This window comes from Psychrobacter okhotskensis, from assembly GCF_013248965.1.
GTDB lineage: Bacteria > Pseudomonadota > Gammaproteobacteria > Pseudomonadales > Moraxellaceae > Psychrobacter > Psychrobacter okhotskensis.
Genome location: NZ_JABRVQ010000008.1, coordinates 35224 through 51458, shown reverse-complemented (window position 1 = coordinate 51458; position 16235 = coordinate 35224). Strand labels below are relative to the sequence as shown.

Below are 16235 nucleotides of genomic sequence, written 5' to 3'. Positions count from 1 at the left end.
CATAGGGTTTAAATTTTTGAGGTTAGAGGGTATTTATTAGCTCATTAATAATGACGGTAAAAATTTTTTATTACTACAAAAAAACGTTATCAGAATAGTGACTACGTTGTTTTTTGGTGAAAAAAAAGCCTGAATACTAAAAAAGCCTGCATCGCGCAGGCTTAATGTTTGGTATTCAGGCTTAGGGCTATTGTGTAATGCTGTTCTAAAAATTGAAGGTTATATTTTGGCTTAGCGTTCAACCTGACTGACGTCGCGTACCGCACCAGTATCAGCACTGGTAGTCATTGCTGCATAAGCACGTAGGGCAGGAGAAACATGACGCTCACGGCTCACAGGTTTCCAAGCATCGCGTCCGCGAGCTTCCATCGCTTCGCGACGAGTGGCCAAATCGGCATCACTGACTTGCATGTTAATCGTACGATTAGGAATGTCGATATGGATGGTATCGCCTTCTTCAACCAGACCAATGGCTCCGCCTTCAGCCGCTTCAGGGCTGGCATGACCGATTGAGAGCCCAGATGTACCACCAGAGAAACGACCATCGGTGAGTAGGGCGCATTCTTTACCCAAGCCTTTTGACTTCAGATAAGTCGTTGGATACAGCATTTCCTGCATACCAGGGCCGCCTTTTGGACCTTCATAGCGGATGATAACGACGTCACCTGCAACAATTTGATCATCAAGAACGGCGGCGACGGCATCATCTTGTGATTCAAAGAGTCGCGCGCGCCCTGTGAAAACTAAGATGCTTTCATCGACACCAGCGGTTTTGACCACGCAGCCACGCTCTGCAATATTGCCGTATAGTACAGCAAGGCCACCATCGGTTGAATAAGCATGCTGGGCACTGCGGATACAGCCTGACTCACGGTTGACGTCAAGGTTTGACCATTCTTTTGACTGAGAAAACGCCTCAGTCGTGCGCACGCCACCAGGCGCGGCGATATAACGCGCACGTGCCTCAGTATTGTCAGGGTTCATGATGTCCCATTTATCAATCGCTGCTTTCATCGTCTCACTATGGATGGTCGGCACGTCAGTCTTCAATAATCCGGCACGATCAAGCTCGGCTAGTAATGCAAAGACACCACCAGCACGATGCACATCTTCCATATGGTACTTTTGCGAGGCAGGCGCAACTTTTGCCAGACAAGGTACGCCGCGACTCAGGCGATCGATATCTGACATTTTAAAATCAACTTCCGCTTCGTTGGCGGCTGCCAATAAATGCAAAATAGTATTGGTCGAGCCACCCATGGCGATATCTAGGGTCATCGCATTTTCAAAAGCTGCCTTACTGGCGATTGAGCGCGGTAATACCGAATCATCATCTTGCTCATAGCGACGCTTGGCTAATGAGACGATGGTGCGACCCGCTTCTAAAAATAATTCACGACGCAGCGAATGAGTAGCCAACAGCGAGCCATTACCCGGTAATGCCAGTCCTAACGCTTCGGTCAAGCAGTTCATAGAGTTGGCCGTGAACATACCTGAGCATGAGCCACAAGTCGGGCAGGCTGAAGCTTCAATAGCGGCGACATCTTCATCACTAATGCTGTCATCAGCGGCATCCATCATCGCATCGACGAGATCCAGCTTACGAACAGCGCTGCCGTTACTGTCTTCATTATTGTGACTTTTACCGACTGTACTGGCCAAAATTTTGCCCGCTTCCATCGGCCCACCTGAAATAAATACCACGGGAATATTAAGGCGCATTGCGGCCATCAACATACCAGGGGTGATTTTATCGCAATTAGAAATGCAAACTAGGGCATCGGCGCAATGCGCATTGACCATGTATTCAACAGAATCGGCAATCAAGTCGCGACTCGGTAGTGAATACAACATACCGCTATGACCCATGGCAATACCGTCATCTACCGCAATGGTATTAAACTCTTTTGCGACGCCGCCCGCTTTTTCAATCTCACGCGCCACCATTTGCCCGAGGTCTTTTAGATGCACATGACCGGGTACAAACTGGGTAAAGGAGTTGGCAATTGCAATAATTGGTTTGCCAAAGTCGCCGTCAGTCATACCTGTTGCACGCCATAGGGCACGTGCACCTGCCATATTACGACCACCAGTAGAGGTTTTTGAGCGATAATCCATGTGATATTCCTTACAAATAAGCGAGATTTATGAACGTGTGCAGCATCAGCTGTGATGCCGATAGTGTGCTTTTTATGTAGAGTGAGTACTAGTGAATAATACTAATTCGTTACCATACCATTAGCTATGAGTAACTAAAAATAATGGGGCAATAAACAATCGATCAATATGAGACAACATACTCGCTACTCAAGACGCGCTAAGATAGCATCATCAAACCATGGTAACTCGGTTTTGTCAGCTTCTAATTTGGCAATGACCGTCAATGCATGCGTGGCTAGTAATTGTTGGTAATCAGCGCTGGCCTCAATAGTCAGTAGCGGCGCTTTAGTTGTGCCATGTTCATCGATACTGATTAAGGTCTGTTTGGTATTTTTATATAGGATATCAACGCGACCAAAAAACTGCCAGTCTTTAAAGGCTGCAGTGATAGCGTCCGCTTCATTCTGTGTATAAATCTGCTGGGTGTCTTTACCAGTATTAGTCCAATGCAAGCGTACCGCCAATTGTAGCGCCTCGCTAAACACCACCAACGAGCCAATGACTTTGACATGCCAAGGGCTAGTTATCAGCGCTTTATCAATACCGATAAATTTCGCCGCCTCAACAGCCGTCATAGGCGTATTAAACTGCGCCAGCAATTTGGGCGTCAGCGGATAAGTTGCTTTGATACTGTCTTCTAGGCTGTCGTAATGATATAAGAATGGCAGCGGCAGATCTTGGGTGATAATCTTCTTAATAATTTTACAGTTATGGATACGCCAGCTGATCGTTTTATCGCTTAGTGCTTCTGCCAAGATAATCGCATTGGAATCTATCTTTTGACTGTTATTATCAACCGCAGATTCGTTCTCTACACCGCTATTATTCATAGCAGGGGTATCAGTATTGCCAGAGGCAGATTCTGTATTATGAGGGTCTGAATAAGAGTCGTTGGCTGTAAATGAGTGAGTCGGCAAGGTAGGCAAATCCATAAACGTCGTGTCAGCAAAATAGGCTATTAATATAACATTTATAGTAGGCAACTCGCCAATAAATTAATGGCTTCAAGAGGTGAAGGTTTGCTTCGACAATTTGGATGGATAGGCAATTACAGATAGCCATTATGGTAACTTGTGCTTAACCCATAATTCGTCCACTATATGACAGACATTGTATTCAATACTGACAATCAAACAATCAAACAATCAAACAATCAAAGGAAAAAATAATGACACAAGCCAATCAACCGACTAATTATGACGACAGTAATATTTTTGCCAAAATGCTAGACGGTGATATTCCCTATCATAAAGTATATGAAGATGATAAAACGCTCGCCTTTATGGACATCATGCCGCAAGCAGAAGGTCACGTGTTGGTTATCCCCAAGCAAAAAGCCGTTGATTTAGGTGATTTGGAGCCAGAATATGCCGCAGCAGTATTAATGACCTCTAAAAAGATCGTGCAAGCACAGCGTCAATTATTTGAGCGTGAAGGTGTTATCCAGATGCAGTTGAATGGGTCACAAGCAGGGCAGACCGTCTTTCATTATCACGTGCATCTGATTCCATCAAGCATTCATGAGCTAGGCCGTCATGCAGTGACGCAGGCAAATCATGGAAAATTGGCTGAGACGGCTAAACAACTTGCTGCAGTGATTTCTACTTTATAAGACAAGAACACCGTTTTATTACTTGGTAAAGCAACTTTGCGCGTTAGGTATTAAGCGTTTCTTGATAATTATAATTAGGCGGCTAACAAGCGGCCTTTTTTATTGCTTGGTAATAGTCATGTAACATTCGTTAAAGTAGTGTTACAAGTGAAAGGTACATCTGGGGTTGAGGCAAAGAGTGTGGTACAAATTATATTTTGTTGGGCGCACCGGTTCTACATTGTGTTTACCAACAACCTTTATATTTAATAACGCTGCATTAATTTGAGGACATCACTTTTTATGAGTAAATTACCTCGCTCTACCATTTTGCTGCCAGTATTTGTACCAGCCGCCACCATTATGCTGTTATTGGTCATTGGCACAGCGATTAATCCAGTAGCTGCTGGCGAGCTATTTAGTACCGTACTGGCATTTACCACCGATACTTTCGGTTGGTTTTATATGTTGGCAGTTGCCATATTTTTGATGTTTATTATTGCTTTAGCGTTTTCGTCTTATGGCAGTATTAAGCTGGGTCCTGACCATGCCGAGGCTGAGTATAAGTTCCTTGAATGGTTCGCCATGCTGTTTTCCGCAGGGTACGGTATCGCGTTATTGTTCTATGGAGTGGCAGAGCCTGTGTTGCATTTTGCCAGTCCGCCGCTGTCCACGCCGCAGACGATTGAGGCTGCAAAAGAAGCCATGCAAATTGCTTATTTCCACTGGGGTTTTCATATTTGGGCAATTTATGGCGTGGTAGGTTTGTCGCTGGCGTATTTCTCCTTTCGTCATGGTTTGCCATTGTCAGTACGCTCAACGCTATATCCATTAATCGGTGACAAAATCTACGGCCCTATTGGTCATACCGTCGATGTGTTTGCGATTGTGGGTACGATGTTTGGTATCGCTACCAGTTTAGGGCTGTCAGTGGCGCAAATCAATGCAGGCTTGAATTACTTATTGCCTGAAATGGTTCCAGTCAGTACGACTGTGCAAGTCATTATCATCACTTTGGTTACCGCAGCGGCCCTCGTTTCTGTGTTGGCTGGAATGGACAAAGGCGTAAAGCGCTTGTCTATCTTAAACATGTTGTTAGCAACGGCATTGATGCTATTTGTCTTCATCGTTGGCCCGACTGTTTTTATACTCAATGCCTTTATGGAAAATACAGGCAGCTATTTGGGTAATATCGTTGAGCGTACCTTTAGCCTGCAAGCCTATCAATCGAGTGATTGGATCGGTAGCTGGACACTATTTATCTTTGCATGGACGATTGCATGGGCGCCTTTTGTTGGGTTGTTTATTGCCAAAATCAGTCGTGGTCGCACCATTCGTGAGTTTGTGCTGGGCGTAATGTTAGTACCAACACTATTTACTTTCTTTTGGTTTTCAGTATTTGGTGATACCGCGCTACACATGATTATGGTCGATGGTTATGACGCCTTGATTAGTGAGGTGCAAAACAACCAAGCGATAGCCTTATTTAAATTGTTAGAAAACTTACCCTTCACTCAGATTGTCTCGTCATTAACAGTAGTACTGATTATTACCTTTTTTGTGACCTCATCTGATTCAGGGTCATTAGTGATTGACTCGCTCGCTGCAGGTGGACGTAGTGACACGCCATGGTGGCAACGTTCGTTTTGGGTAATCACGGAAGGGGCCGTCGCTGCAGTTTTACTCATCGCGGGTGGTCTAAGCGCGTTGCAAACAGCCGCTATCGTCAGTGCCTTACCGTTTGCGGTCATTATCTTGATTTCGACATTTGGTATGTGGCGCGCGCTACGGATTGAGGGGCATCGCAATCAGAGCCTAGCCAATGACAATCATCTGCCGCCACATCTACTAAAGCTAGACGCGTGGCGTGACCGTATTGATTATATGACCAATCAGCCAACGCGCGATAAAGTGCTGGGTTATATCAAAGGCACGGTTCTATCATCGATGAATGAGGTGGCAGAGAAGTTTGCCGAAACGGGTTGGTTGCCAGATGTTAATTATGATGAGGTCAATGACCGTGCTGTATTGGAATTAAGACGTGGCGATAACGTGGAGTTCTGGTACGAGGTTCGTTTGTCAGAGCATGAGATTCCTGACTACTATACAGAAGATATGGCCAATGAATTACCACAAGAGCATCACCATCGTGCTGAGGTATATCTGCGCCGTGGTGGCCAAACTTATGACTTATATGGGTATCAATCAGAGTCGGTGATTAATGATATTATTGATCAGTTTGAGAAGTACCTACATTTCTTGAATGTCTCGCCAGATAGCTTGCCGTGGCGTATGCAACAACATGATGAAGATATCACGTTGGAGCAGGGCAGTGTATTTGATAAATAGAGCGTTGATCATCCGATAAACAAAAAGGCAGCTGAAAAGTTGCCTTTTTTTGGAGATATTTATGTTGTTTATTACAATTTATTGGCTGATACGCATAGTTAAGGTCAATGTTTGTCTGCCTTATTTAAAAAACACTTAGACAGGCTATTTAAACAGATTATTTGAATAAATGAATGCTATATAACCGTATGACACGCATATCCAATTTCATAATTTTTTAGAGAACATTTTATGAGTAAGTTATCTGGCTCTACTATTTCGATGCCCGTATTTATACCGACAGCGATTGTCATGATATTGCTGGTGATAGGCACTTCGGTCAATCCGCAGCTGGCTAGTGGGCTATTTGAGCAAGTACTGAATTTTACCACTGAGACGTTCGGTTGGTTTTATATGCTGGCAACCGCGCTGTTTTTGATATTTATCGTGGTGCTGGCGTTTTCTCCTTATGGCAGTATTAAGCTTGGCCCTGATCATGGCGAGGCACAATACAACTTCATTGAATGGTTTGCTATGCTGTTTTCAGCAGGCTATGGTATTGCGTTGCTGTTTTATGGTGTCGCCGAACCGGTGCTACATTTTGCCACGCCGCCGCTGTCAGAGCCGCAAACTATTGCTGCTGCTAAAGAGGCAATGCAAATTGCTTATTTTCATTGGGGTTTTCATATTTGGGCGATCAATGGCGTAGTGGCGTTGACCTTGGCCTATTTTGCTTATCGTCAGGGTTTGCCTTTATCGATGCGCTCAACGCTTTACCCTATTATCGGTGAAAAAATATATGGCCCTATCGGCCATGCAGTAGATGTATTCGCCATCTTAGGCACTTTGTTTGGGTTAGCAACCAGCTTAGGTATTTCAGTCTCGCAGATTAATACGGGTTTGAACTATTTGGTTCCTAGTATCCCAGTGAATACTACTGTTCAGGTCATTGCCATTACTTTGATTACTGGTTTGGCATTGATATCAGTATTGGCCGGTATGGATAAAGGGGTCAAACGCCTGTCTATCTTGAATATGATACTGGCAACTTCGCTGATGTTGTTTGTGTTCATCGTCGGCCCTTCCGTATTTATTCTAAATGCCTTTATGGAAAATACGGGCAGCTATTTGGGCAATATCGTTGAGCGTACTTTTAGCTTACAGGCCTATCAGCAAGGTGATTGGATTACCAGTTGGACGCTGTTTATTTTTGCATGGACGATTTCATGGTCACCGTTTGTCGGCATATTTATTGCTAAAATCAGCCGTGGTCGTACCATTCGTGAGTTCATCGCAGGTGTGATGCTAGTGCCAACGATCTTTACCTTCTTTTGGTTTGCCGTATTTGGTGACACAGCGTTAAATATGATCATGGTACAAGGCTATGAGTCATTAATTACTGAAGTACAGAATAATCAAGCGATTGCTTTGTTTAAGCTACTTGAGAATCTGCCTTTTACGCAAGTAGTGTCAGCTCTGGCAGTCGTGCTTATTATCACCTTTTTTATCACCTCGTCTGATTCGGGCTCTTTAGTCATTGACTCGTTAGCAGCAGGAGGTCGTAGTGATACGCCAGCGTGGCAGCGCACGTTTTGGGTGGTGATACTAGGCGTTGTCGCCTCTGTGCTTTTGCTGGCAGGAGGTCTACAGGCTCTGCAAACAGCAGCTATCGTCAGCGCCTTACCGTTTACCATTATTATTTTGATTGCTATGTATGGTATGTGGAAAGCGTTACGCATTGAGGGGCATCGCAATGAGAGTTTGGCGAACGAGAATTATTTGCCGCCACATCTGCTCAAGCTTGATGCTTGGCGTGATCGGATTGATTACATCACTGAGCAGCCAAGCCGCGAGGCTGTTTTAGACTATATTAAAGGTACGGTTATGTCATCGATGACTGAGGTAGCTGAAAAGTTTAAAGAAACTGGCTGGCATCCTGAAGTAAACTATGATGACACCAATAACCGAGCGGTATTGGAGCTGCAACGTGGCGATGATGTGGAGTTCTGGTATGAGGTGCGCTTGACGCATCAGGATACACCTGATTACTACAAGGAAGCCACAAGCAGCCATACACAAGATCACTATCACCGCGCCCAAGTTTATCTGCGCCGCGGTGGTCAGATCTATGATTTGTACGGCTATCAGTCTGAGTCAGTGATTAACGACATCATCGATCAGTTTGAAAAATATCTGTACTTTTTAGATGAGTCGCCTAATAGCTTACCTTGGCGCATGCAGGAGCATGATGAGGACATCACGCTAGAGCAAGGCAGTGTGTTTGATAAATAATTGGTTTAGCTATCAAAACTGAGCATTAATTGTTGCAGGTTTCCCATATGAATAGCTTGCAATAAAGTCAAGAACCCTTAGAATAACGGCTTGTTTTCATTAACTTATCTCAATCAAGAGCAAGCCGTTTTTTATGTCTATTGATTCTCCAGTTTCTTCTGAGTCGTCAGCACAAATCGCCAATGATCATCCTCTATTGCAGCCATTGATGATTGGCGGCTTGACGGTTGAAAATCGTCTAATGGTAGCTCCGATGGCAGGCGTGACGGACAATCCCTTTCGAAGGTTATGCAAGTCTTTCGGTGCAGGTCACGCGGTGAGTGAAATGATCATCGCTGATACGGCGCTTTATGCTCGCAAAAAATCGCTATACCGCGCCAATTTCGACAATGAGATTGCGCCTATTTCTGCGCAGATAGCAGGCGCAGAACCTGATAAATTGGCAGAAGCGGCACGTTATCAGATTGATAATGGCGCGCAGATTATCGATATCAATATGGGCTGTCCGGCCAAAAAAGTCTGTCGTAAGCTGGCAGGGTCGGCGCTGCTACAAGACGAGGATTTGGTCGCACGTTTGTTAGATGCTGCGGTAAATAGCGTCAATGCACCAGTGACACTAAAAACGCGCTTGGGTTTTGAAAATGGTCGCGAGAATATCTTGCGTGTGGCGAAGCGAGCAGAGCAGGCAGGCATTGCCGCTATTGCCATTCATGGGCGTACTCGTGAGGATATGTATACTGGTGAGGCGCGTTACGAGTTGATACGTGAAGTCAAAGAAAGCGTTAGCATACCCGTCATTGCCAATGGTGATATCGATAGTGCGCAAAAAGCCCAGCGTGTCTATGAGCTGACCGGTTGTGATGCGGTGATGATTGGGCGAGCGGCTCAAGGACAGCCATGGATATTTCGCGATATCGAGCATTTTTTGCGTACAGGAGACATGTTGGCGGCACCGAGTGTGAGCGAAATTAAAGAGATTGTACTGGCGCATTTGCAAGAGCTATATGGCTTTTACGGTGAATACTCGGGGTGCCGAATCGCGCGCAAACACATTGCATGGTATACGACGGGCATTCCAAACTCTAATGCTTTTCGTCAAGCAATGTATGTTGAGGAGAGCACCGTTGGGCAGTTTCGTGTGGTCGAGGCTTTTTTACAGGCTCATGAGTAAGGCATAAATAGCGATTGGCTATGAAGTATTGATTACAACTCATCAGCATGCTCAGTCTTTGATGTTTGTTCAGGCGCAGACTTGGGGTGTTGCCAAGGAAAGCGTCCTTCTAGCTCGACTTGTAGCGATAAGCTTAAAAAAGTTCTAATGAGCACGATAAAACCCAAGACCAAAACGCTACGCAACGTAGGCTCTGTGACGACGGTGGCCATAATGTCGGCGGCGATGAGCACTTCGAGGCCCAATAAAATAGATTTGCCAACCGTCTGTCTGATTTCGATATAAGCGTCATGAGTAAAGCGACCCGTCAAACGAATGGCCCTATAAAATGCATAAAATAGTCCAAAAAGCATAATAAGGACACCAATGACTTCAACGAATTTGGCAATCAGATCAATATAATGAGCTAGCGTTTCTATCAAAAGACAGTCTCCTTTAAGGTGCGTAACATACAAAGGCAATTATAGCTAAAAAACTCGGTAGAGTAAGATGGCAAATTTACTGCCCTTTTGTTATCGGTTTGCAATACTATTTTATAAAATTTTACTGGTACTTTTTCGAGTAATTACAATGTAATTTTGGTATCCTAGAGCTGCACACTATTGGGAATATAATAAACAAAAAGGATTTTTTATGGCTACTCCCTCAAAAAAGGCAATTAGCAAAGCGGTTAAAGACAAACATATCATCATTACTGGTGCTTCAAGCGGCATCGGTGAACGTACGGCCTTTTTACTTAGTGAGTGCGGTGCTCATGTTATTTTATTAGCACGTACCGAAGAGAAGTTAAAAGTAGTAAAAGAAAATATTGAGGAGCTTGGTGGCAAGGCCAGTTATTACCCTTGTGATTTAACCAATATGGATGAGATTGAAACTGTTAGCACGCAAATTTTGGCTGATTTTGGCCATGTCGATGTACTGGTCAATAACGCGGGTCGCTCGATTCGCCGTTCGGTGCATGAGTCTGTTGATCGTTTCCATGATTTTGAGCGTACCATGGACATCAATTACTTTGGCGCTGTCAAAATAGTTCTTGGATTTTTGCCGACGATGATTGAACGCCAAGCCGGTCAAATTGTTAACATCTCATCCATTGGTGTACTGGCAAATAGTCCGCGCTTTGCCGCTTATGTCGCCTCAAAATCGGCATTAGATGCCTTTAGCCGATGCTTGGCTGCTGAAGTGAAAGGCGATAATGTCACGATTACCAATATCTTTATGCCATTGGTACGCACGCCGATGATTGAGCCGACTAAGTTATATCGTTACATGCCTGCGCTGATGCCTGATGAAGCGGCAATGATGGTCGCTAAAGCGATTGTTTATAAACCTAACAGTATTGCCAGTAATATGGGCAAGTTTGCGTCGGCTACTTATTCATTAGCACCAGCGATCAACGTGGGTATCCAATCGATGGGTTATCGTATTTTCCCAAGCACCCGCGCTGGATTGACCACCGATAAAAAACCAAACCTTGCTCAGCGTGCCTTTGCCAGAATTTTACCGGGTGAGCATCACTAAATTGTGTTTGTTACTTATAAAAGAAAAAGGATGCTGCGGTATCCTTTTTTAATGCCTTAAAATTATTCATAATTTATATGAATGGGTAGGCAGTGGATTTTTTATTTACCATAATCACCGTTATGGGAACACGTTCGGTGCGCTGTCAACGAACCGAACTGCTAGTGTTAGATATGAGTTTAATGACTATAAAATCGTCAATGCAGGCCATTACCATTGAATTGTCTGGTTAAAAAATTTAAAGTTTAGTTGTACGAATTTGATAAAGAGAGTCATTTTTTGCAATGTGGAGGATTATTCATAAGTGGAAAAACTATTATTTTTTATCTTTTTTTAGATTTTTTAACTTCTCCATGTGTCTTTTTTGTTCTTCTTTAATTGCTTGAGTATGACAACGACAAATTTGACAACGAACAGCTTTTGAATTTGTATTTTTGCCTAATTCTTCATACCAATATTTCTGCTCTTCCGCCAACCACATAACGGGCTTACTGCAATCTAAACATGGATATACTAAATCATAGTAGTATTTAGGTGCTGTTCCATAAGTATTCTCACTAACTCCCCAATTTTCTGGATTCACAAGTAGTCGATTTTTGCTCCTTGTGCGCGTGTATTTCAATTTTAATATTCCTCAATTATCACAAAATAAAATTTTAATACTGTCTAAAAGCTTTTCTTGGCTCCTCAACTAAATATTATTTTATTGAACAATTGACCATAGTGGTTGTTTGCACCAAATAACCATAATTAGTCATAAAATTTAGCTTTACGTTACTTTTTAGCCGTACATCAGTTAGACCTTAGACCACTCAAAAATTCATAGATTAAGCTAGAAATGGACAAATCTTGCGAACAACTTTATTCTGAAACCATAACGCTGAATTTTCCGCTATTATTCCTAGTCATCTATCAGGCGGAAACAAGCAAGTGCGGTATATCTCCTGTTTTGTAAATCTAAGTTATTAACCTGAAAAGTATAAGATATGGTCACAACTCATTCTATCAAATATACTGGAAAGTGCACTATGTACAACAAAAAAGTAAATATTAATAAGCGTCTAAACCCAGTTCTATCCACATTATCGTTTGCCGTACTCTCTATGTTGTCATCAATGGCAATTGCTCAAAACACACTTAACCAGTCCTTTAACATATCAAGCATTACTGAAAGCTCATCAAGTTGTGACATCTATAAAGACATTGAGCAGTCTGACACGCCCATTGACCTGAGTAATGTCACACAAACGCCAAATGGTATCGAAGTTCATTCTAATGACTTAGACCTTCAAGTGGAAGACTTTCAACCATGCAAAACCAGTAAGCCATTCAGTAGTGACAAAGAGGCTATTGCGCTGTATCAGCAACTTGAACACGATTTAGACAAGATAGCAGATATAATCATTCGTGATGTACCAGGAGGTTTTTCTCAATACAAGGGTTTAGCTAATGAAGAACTTGACCAAATAATTCAAAACGTACAACTAGTAAAACAGCAAAAGCATAATCCAGACAAGTTTATAAACATATACATCTATATGGCGGTTTATAGTTATTTAGGTGAATTCTTACCTAAAGATGATGCTAAAGCCGTGCAATATATGAGCTATGTGATTGACTACTATCAATCTTTTAGCCCCAACGATGTATCACCATTACTTAATTATATGGTTGCGGTAGCAATTACGGAAAAGCAAAGACATATCAGTGATGACAATCCTATTAATTTACAGCATGAGACTGAGAGTAGTGTTGAAGCCGTGACTGCTTATTTGCTATCCAAAGCAGGGCACTTGGACACGAAGGCTATATTAGTAAAGAGTTACATCAATCGAATGAATAAAACGCTTGATGATTCCACAGTAGACAGGATTCACCAACTATTTGACCCAAAACTTAGGGAGCTTGAACATCTTTCCGAGCAAGGAAGTTATGTTGCTACAAATGAATTAACAGAGTTATACGAGGGGTTAAAGACCATTGATATAGATTATGCCGAACAAGCAAGACGCTGGGAAGATCGAGTTGACACTTTGCCTTAGCCAGATATTAGCTGGAATGAGGTGATTTCACTGGTTCGATTCCCTAGTGAGGACTTGAATCTTTTCCTGTAGGCTAACGGTAGCAATGATTCAAGTTACCTAAATAATTGCAGCGTACTTTCTGGGCAGTTACACAGTTTTTAGGAAAGGCTCAATCTATGCAAAATCAAATCAGTGTTATTTTGATATTCGTACAACAACATCAAGTCGGGCTTAACGTGACAATCCATTAGGTGCTTCTTATCGTTATAGTCTAATCCAAATAATTTCGATACAAGGAAGCCACGCACAGATAGTACAAGTAGTACATCAAGCGTGGGTGACGATGTAGCGGATTTATAGGGGTTTGACTATAGTTTACTAAGTTTAGTTATATTACTTAGATTTTCAACATTATCTACTCACATAAAGAGCTATCATATGAAATTTAATAAATCTAATATTAAAAACAATCACTAACATATTGTTGCTAGATTGTATTAAACTCTGATTTATTTCCGAGATCAAGAATTATGAATAAGTTTACCGTTGTAATAGGTTTGTCCGTTGGACTGCTGTTGTTAGCATTAATTTTTCGGTTAAAACCTACAAACAACTCGTTAAACCCTAGCGTAAACGTCGATCCACAACCATTAGAGAATGTATCAGAAGGTTTGAATGAAAATAGACAAGAAGAAAATACTGGATTGGGCAATAGCCAATCAGTAGAGAATGTATTACCTACTCAAGAATTCAAACCGAAAACAGACTGGGCTGATAAAACTATAGATTTTAACGGGACAGAGCTTTCCTACGAATTTGGTGAAGGAAATCCTTCTGAAGTAGCTTTATCTTCTGAACAATATTTACCAAAGGGTGAAAAAGATGGGGTTGCTTATGTAACTCCTAAAGCAGAGTATCAGCTAAAAGAATTTCTTTCGGATGAAAATTTGCCAGAGCTACTGAATAAATGTGTCAACTATTTGAATAAGCAAATGATAGCTAAAAACCCAGGAGTATCTGCCGATCAAATGGTTTCTATATTGGATAACAAAGATGTTGATATAGAAAATTACTTAATAATCGATAAGGAAACAGGTAGAAAGATGATCAACCCTGAAGCTGATTATCGAATGAATGACTTCTTAAATGTTCTAAACAATCCGCTAGATCGCTCACCTGTGGCTATGGAATGCTTTGGACTCAATAGAATGCAAGATTTTAGTGATATACAGAAGAAATTTCACGATTTAGGTAGAGAGTATACTAATACAGGTAAGAGTATACAGGGTAGTGAATGGACGGAAATAGAAAAAACCCAACAACAATAATTGATATGAAAGGAATATATATGAAAAGATCAGCATTTTTAATTGCAAGTTTAATGTTTGTTTCAACTACAGTATTTGCTATAGTAGATCTTTTATAAAAGTGGTACAGTAGTTTTAAAACAAGCGAAAAGTAAAAAGATTATGACTTATTCAGCAGACTTCCGTGCTCAAGTGATTAAAAGTGTTAAACAACAAGATATGAGTATCAGACAAGCTTGTGCATTTTATGACATTAGTAAGGCCACGCTACAGAATTGGCTCAAAGATCCTAGTATTAAACTCACTCGCAATAAACCACCCAGTAAAATACCTAACGAAGCTTTATTAAAAGATGTTGAACAGCATCCAGACGATTACATGTACGAGAGAGCACAGCGTTTTGGCTGTAGTAAGTCGGGCATCGAGGCCGCTTTAAAACGTCTTGGTATCAGTCAAAAAAAAGACCTTAGAGCATCCAAAAGCTTGCCCATTAAACAGAGCTAAATATCTAAGTAAACTGGGCGACTACATCGCTCAAGGCTATGCAATTGTATACATGGATGAGAGTGGCTTCGAGGCTGAGACCATCCGCTCTCATGGCTATGCACCTATTGGTACCCCTTGCATCGATAGCTATAACTGGCAAGGTAAAAAACGCACCAATGTTATTGGTGCCTTATATGAAAAAGCGTTATTTGCACTTGATTACTTCGAAAAGAATATCAATGGCGACATATTCTACAACTGGTGCAAAAACACGCTAATACCAAGTCTTAAAATAAAATGCGTAATCGTCATGGATAACGCCAGCTTTCATAAACGCGTTCAGAGATTACTCAACAGGCATGGTCATCGCTTGTTATTTCTACCGCCTTACAGCCCTGATTTAAACCCTATTGAAAAAAAATGGGCACAGGCTAAGTTTCTACGACAAGGGTGGATGGAGAATAATTTACCTAAGCTGTTTCATGATATGGGTTGTACCAATTTTATTATGGATTGACTATAATGCACCTAGAAAATCAACATGGAATCCGACTGCAGCGAAAAATTATGCTTTGCAATATGCATTGACTCCTAATAAAAACTACGTCTTTTTTTCAAATGATTGCACGAATTTTATTAGTCAAATAATGCGTGCAGGCGGATGGAAAGATACAATAACTAAGCAGTCAACTCAAGATACCAGCTGGTATTACACTAGCAGAACGTCATATGCACAAACATGGTCTACAGCACAAGGACTTAGAAATCGTTTAAACAATGGCTATGAGAGAGGAGCAGAAAAGCTTTCTCGTAGTATTGGTGGAGTAGGTGGCGTTTATCTAAATAATAAAATTGCTGCTGGCGATGTAATATTTGTAGATTGGACGGGTGATGGTCGATTTGATCATGCAATGAGTGTCGTAAGTAAAAGTTATTTAGATACTCGAGTAGCATATCATACAACTAACGAAGATAATGGTTCGATGGTTAATATTTCCTCAAGATATCCTTTTGCAGGTTTTGAAGCTTTCCATATCAGTTAATTTTAAATGTTAGATTTCATTGTTTAGGACAATGTGGACGAAAGAATAAAATACTAATAAATAACTTTGATCACATTAAAGCTATTTGTTTTTCTATCGGTAGGTTACAAGAAACTATTAATATAGATGACTTACTAGATAAATTCGAAAATAGTGCTGTGCTATTGCGAATCCACAATAAAACTGGAACAACCCATATCATGAAACAGTTTAGGTAGAAAATTGGACAGCTGATGAGAGGTTATACTACCCCAAAGGAGGAAAACAGTATGACCAACAAACGCAACCACTATACCCGAGAATTCAAATTAG

General features: G+C 41.7%; 14 protein-coding genes. 10 read left to right on the top strand and 4 right to left on the bottom strand.

Annotation, left to right across the window (positions count from 1 at the left end):
- Window positions 1-231: 231 nt before the first annotated feature.
- Together ilvD and HQR03_RS05720 are read right to left on the bottom strand one after the other, a co-directional pair.
- A complete protein-coding gene (ilvD, locus tag HQR03_RS05725) occupies window positions 232-2118 on the bottom strand; it encodes a dihydroxy-acid dehydratase (protein WP_173239489.1) in 1887 nt (628 codons plus the stop codon).
- Window positions 2119-2303: 185 nt separating this feature from the next.
- Entirely contained in the window at window positions 2304-3092 is a 789-nt protein-coding gene (locus HQR03_RS05720; protein WP_173239488.1) for a hypothetical protein, read from the bottom strand.
- A gap of 236 nt (window positions 3093-3328) precedes the next feature.
- On the opposite strand from HQR03_RS05720, the gene HQR03_RS05715 reads away from it, so the two are divergent.
- The 4 genes from HQR03_RS05715 to dusB all read left to right on the top strand — a co-directional run bounded on the left by HQR03_RS05715 (window position 3329) and on the right by dusB (window position 9542).
- Window positions 3329-3772: an HIT family protein gene (locus tag HQR03_RS05715; protein WP_101211024.1), complete on the top strand. Its 444-nt coding sequence runs from the start codon at window positions 3329-3331 to the stop codon at window positions 3770-3772.
- 282 nt (window positions 3773-4054) lie between these two features.
- Window positions 4055-6100, top strand: coding sequence for a BCCT family transporter (locus tag HQR03_RS05710; protein WP_173239487.1), 2046 nt, complete (start codon window positions 4055-4057; stop codon window positions 6098-6100).
- A 231-nt stretch (window positions 6101-6331) separates the two neighbouring features.
- Window positions 6332-8371, top strand: coding sequence for a BCCT family transporter (locus HQR03_RS05705; RefSeq protein ID WP_173239486.1), 2040 nt, complete (start codon window positions 6332-6334; stop codon window positions 8369-8371).
- Between the two features lie 133 nt (window positions 8372-8504).
- Window positions 8505-9542, top strand: a complete 1038-nt coding sequence (gene dusB, locus HQR03_RS05700) for a tRNA dihydrouridine synthase DusB (protein ID WP_173239485.1) — start codon at window positions 8505-8507, stop codon at window positions 9540-9542.
- Window positions 9543-9574: 32 nt separating this feature from the next.
- Here dusB and HQR03_RS05695 read toward each other — a convergent pair whose 3' ends face one another.
- Window positions 9575-9964 carry a DUF1622 domain-containing protein gene (locus HQR03_RS05695; protein ID WP_025651814.1) on the bottom strand — a complete coding sequence of 130 codons (390 nt, stop codon included), beginning with the start codon at window positions 9962-9964 and terminating at the stop codon, window positions 9575-9577.
- Between the two features lie 211 nt (window positions 9965-10175).
- On the opposite strand from HQR03_RS05695, the gene HQR03_RS05690 reads away from it, so the two are divergent.
- A complete protein-coding gene (locus HQR03_RS05690; RefSeq protein WP_173239484.1) occupies window positions 10176-11063 on the top strand; it encodes an SDR family NAD(P)-dependent oxidoreductase in 888 nt (295 codons plus the stop codon).
- 316 nt (window positions 11064-11379) lie between these two features.
- Here the strand turns inward: HQR03_RS05690 and HQR03_RS14275 are convergent, their stop codons facing one another.
- Window positions 11380-11646, bottom strand: a complete 267-nt coding sequence (locus HQR03_RS14275) for a zinc-ribbon domain containing protein (protein WP_173239483.1) — start codon at window positions 11644-11646, stop codon at window positions 11380-11382.
- 445 nt (window positions 11647-12091) lie between these two features.
- Between HQR03_RS14275 and HQR03_RS05680 the strand changes: the two genes are divergently transcribed.
- From HQR03_RS05680 to HQR03_RS05660, 5 genes are all read left to right on the top strand, one after another.
- Complete coding sequence (locus HQR03_RS05680) at window positions 12092-13105, top strand: hypothetical protein (RefSeq protein WP_173239482.1); 1014 nt, start codon at window positions 12092-12094, stop codon at window positions 13103-13105.
- A 512-nt stretch (window positions 13106-13617) separates the two neighbouring features.
- The gene (locus HQR03_RS05675; RefSeq protein WP_173239481.1) at window positions 13618-14415 is read left to right on the top strand and encodes a hypothetical protein; all 798 of its coding nucleotides are present in this window, start codon (window positions 13618-13620) and stop codon (window positions 14413-14415) included.
- Window positions 14416-14556: 141 nt separating this feature from the next.
- Window positions 14557-14898: an IS630 transposase-related protein gene (locus tag HQR03_RS05670; RefSeq protein ID WP_173239480.1), complete on the top strand. Its 342-nt coding sequence runs from the start codon at window positions 14557-14559 to the stop codon at window positions 14896-14898.
- Entirely contained in the window at window positions 14837-15397 is a 561-nt protein-coding gene (locus tag HQR03_RS05665; RefSeq protein WP_173239479.1) for an IS630 family transposase, read from the top strand. The genes HQR03_RS05670 and HQR03_RS05665 overlap by 62 nt, the downstream gene beginning before the upstream one ends.
- Entirely contained in the window at window positions 15363-15923 is a 561-nt protein-coding gene (locus HQR03_RS05660) for an amidase domain-containing protein (protein ID WP_173239478.1), read from the top strand. The genes HQR03_RS05665 and HQR03_RS05660 overlap by 35 nt, the downstream gene beginning before the upstream one ends.
- The last annotated feature ends 312 nt before the right edge of the window (window positions 15924-16235 follow it).

Coding starts and splice junctions, on each gene's coding strand:
- HQR03_RS05705 (WP_173239486.1), top strand. CDS start 6,332: ATGAGTAAGTTATCTGGCTCTACTATTTCGATGCCCGTATTTATACCG.
- HQR03_RS05710 (WP_173239487.1), top strand. CDS start 4,055: ATGAGTAAATTACCTCGCTCTACCATTTTGCTGCCAGTATTTGTACCA.
- HQR03_RS05660 (WP_173239478.1), top strand. CDS start 15,363: ATGATATGGGTTGTACCAATTTTATTATGGATTGACTATAATGCACCT.
- HQR03_RS05680 (WP_173239482.1), top strand. CDS start 12,092: ATGTACAACAAAAAAGTAAATATTAATAAGCGTCTAAACCCAGTTCTA.
- HQR03_RS05690 (WP_173239484.1), top strand. CDS start 10,176: ATGGCTACTCCCTCAAAAAAGGCAATTAGCAAAGCGGTTAAAGACAAA.
- HQR03_RS05720 (WP_173239488.1), bottom strand. CDS start 3,092: ATGGATTTGCCTACCTTGCCGACTCACTCATTTACAGCCAACGACTCT.
- HQR03_RS05675 (WP_173239481.1), top strand. CDS start 13,618: ATGAATAAGTTTACCGTTGTAATAGGTTTGTCCGTTGGACTGCTGTTG.
- dusB (WP_173239485.1), top strand. CDS start 8,505: ATGTCTATTGATTCTCCAGTTTCTTCTGAGTCGTCAGCACAAATCGCC.
- HQR03_RS05715 (WP_101211024.1), top strand. CDS start 3,329: ATGACACAAGCCAATCAACCGACTAATTATGACGACAGTAATATTTTT.
- HQR03_RS05670 (WP_173239480.1), top strand. CDS start 14,557: ATGACTTATTCAGCAGACTTCCGTGCTCAAGTGATTAAAAGTGTTAAA.
- ilvD (WP_173239489.1), bottom strand. CDS start 2,118: ATGGATTATCGCTCAAAAACCTCTACTGGTGGTCGTAATATGGCAGGT.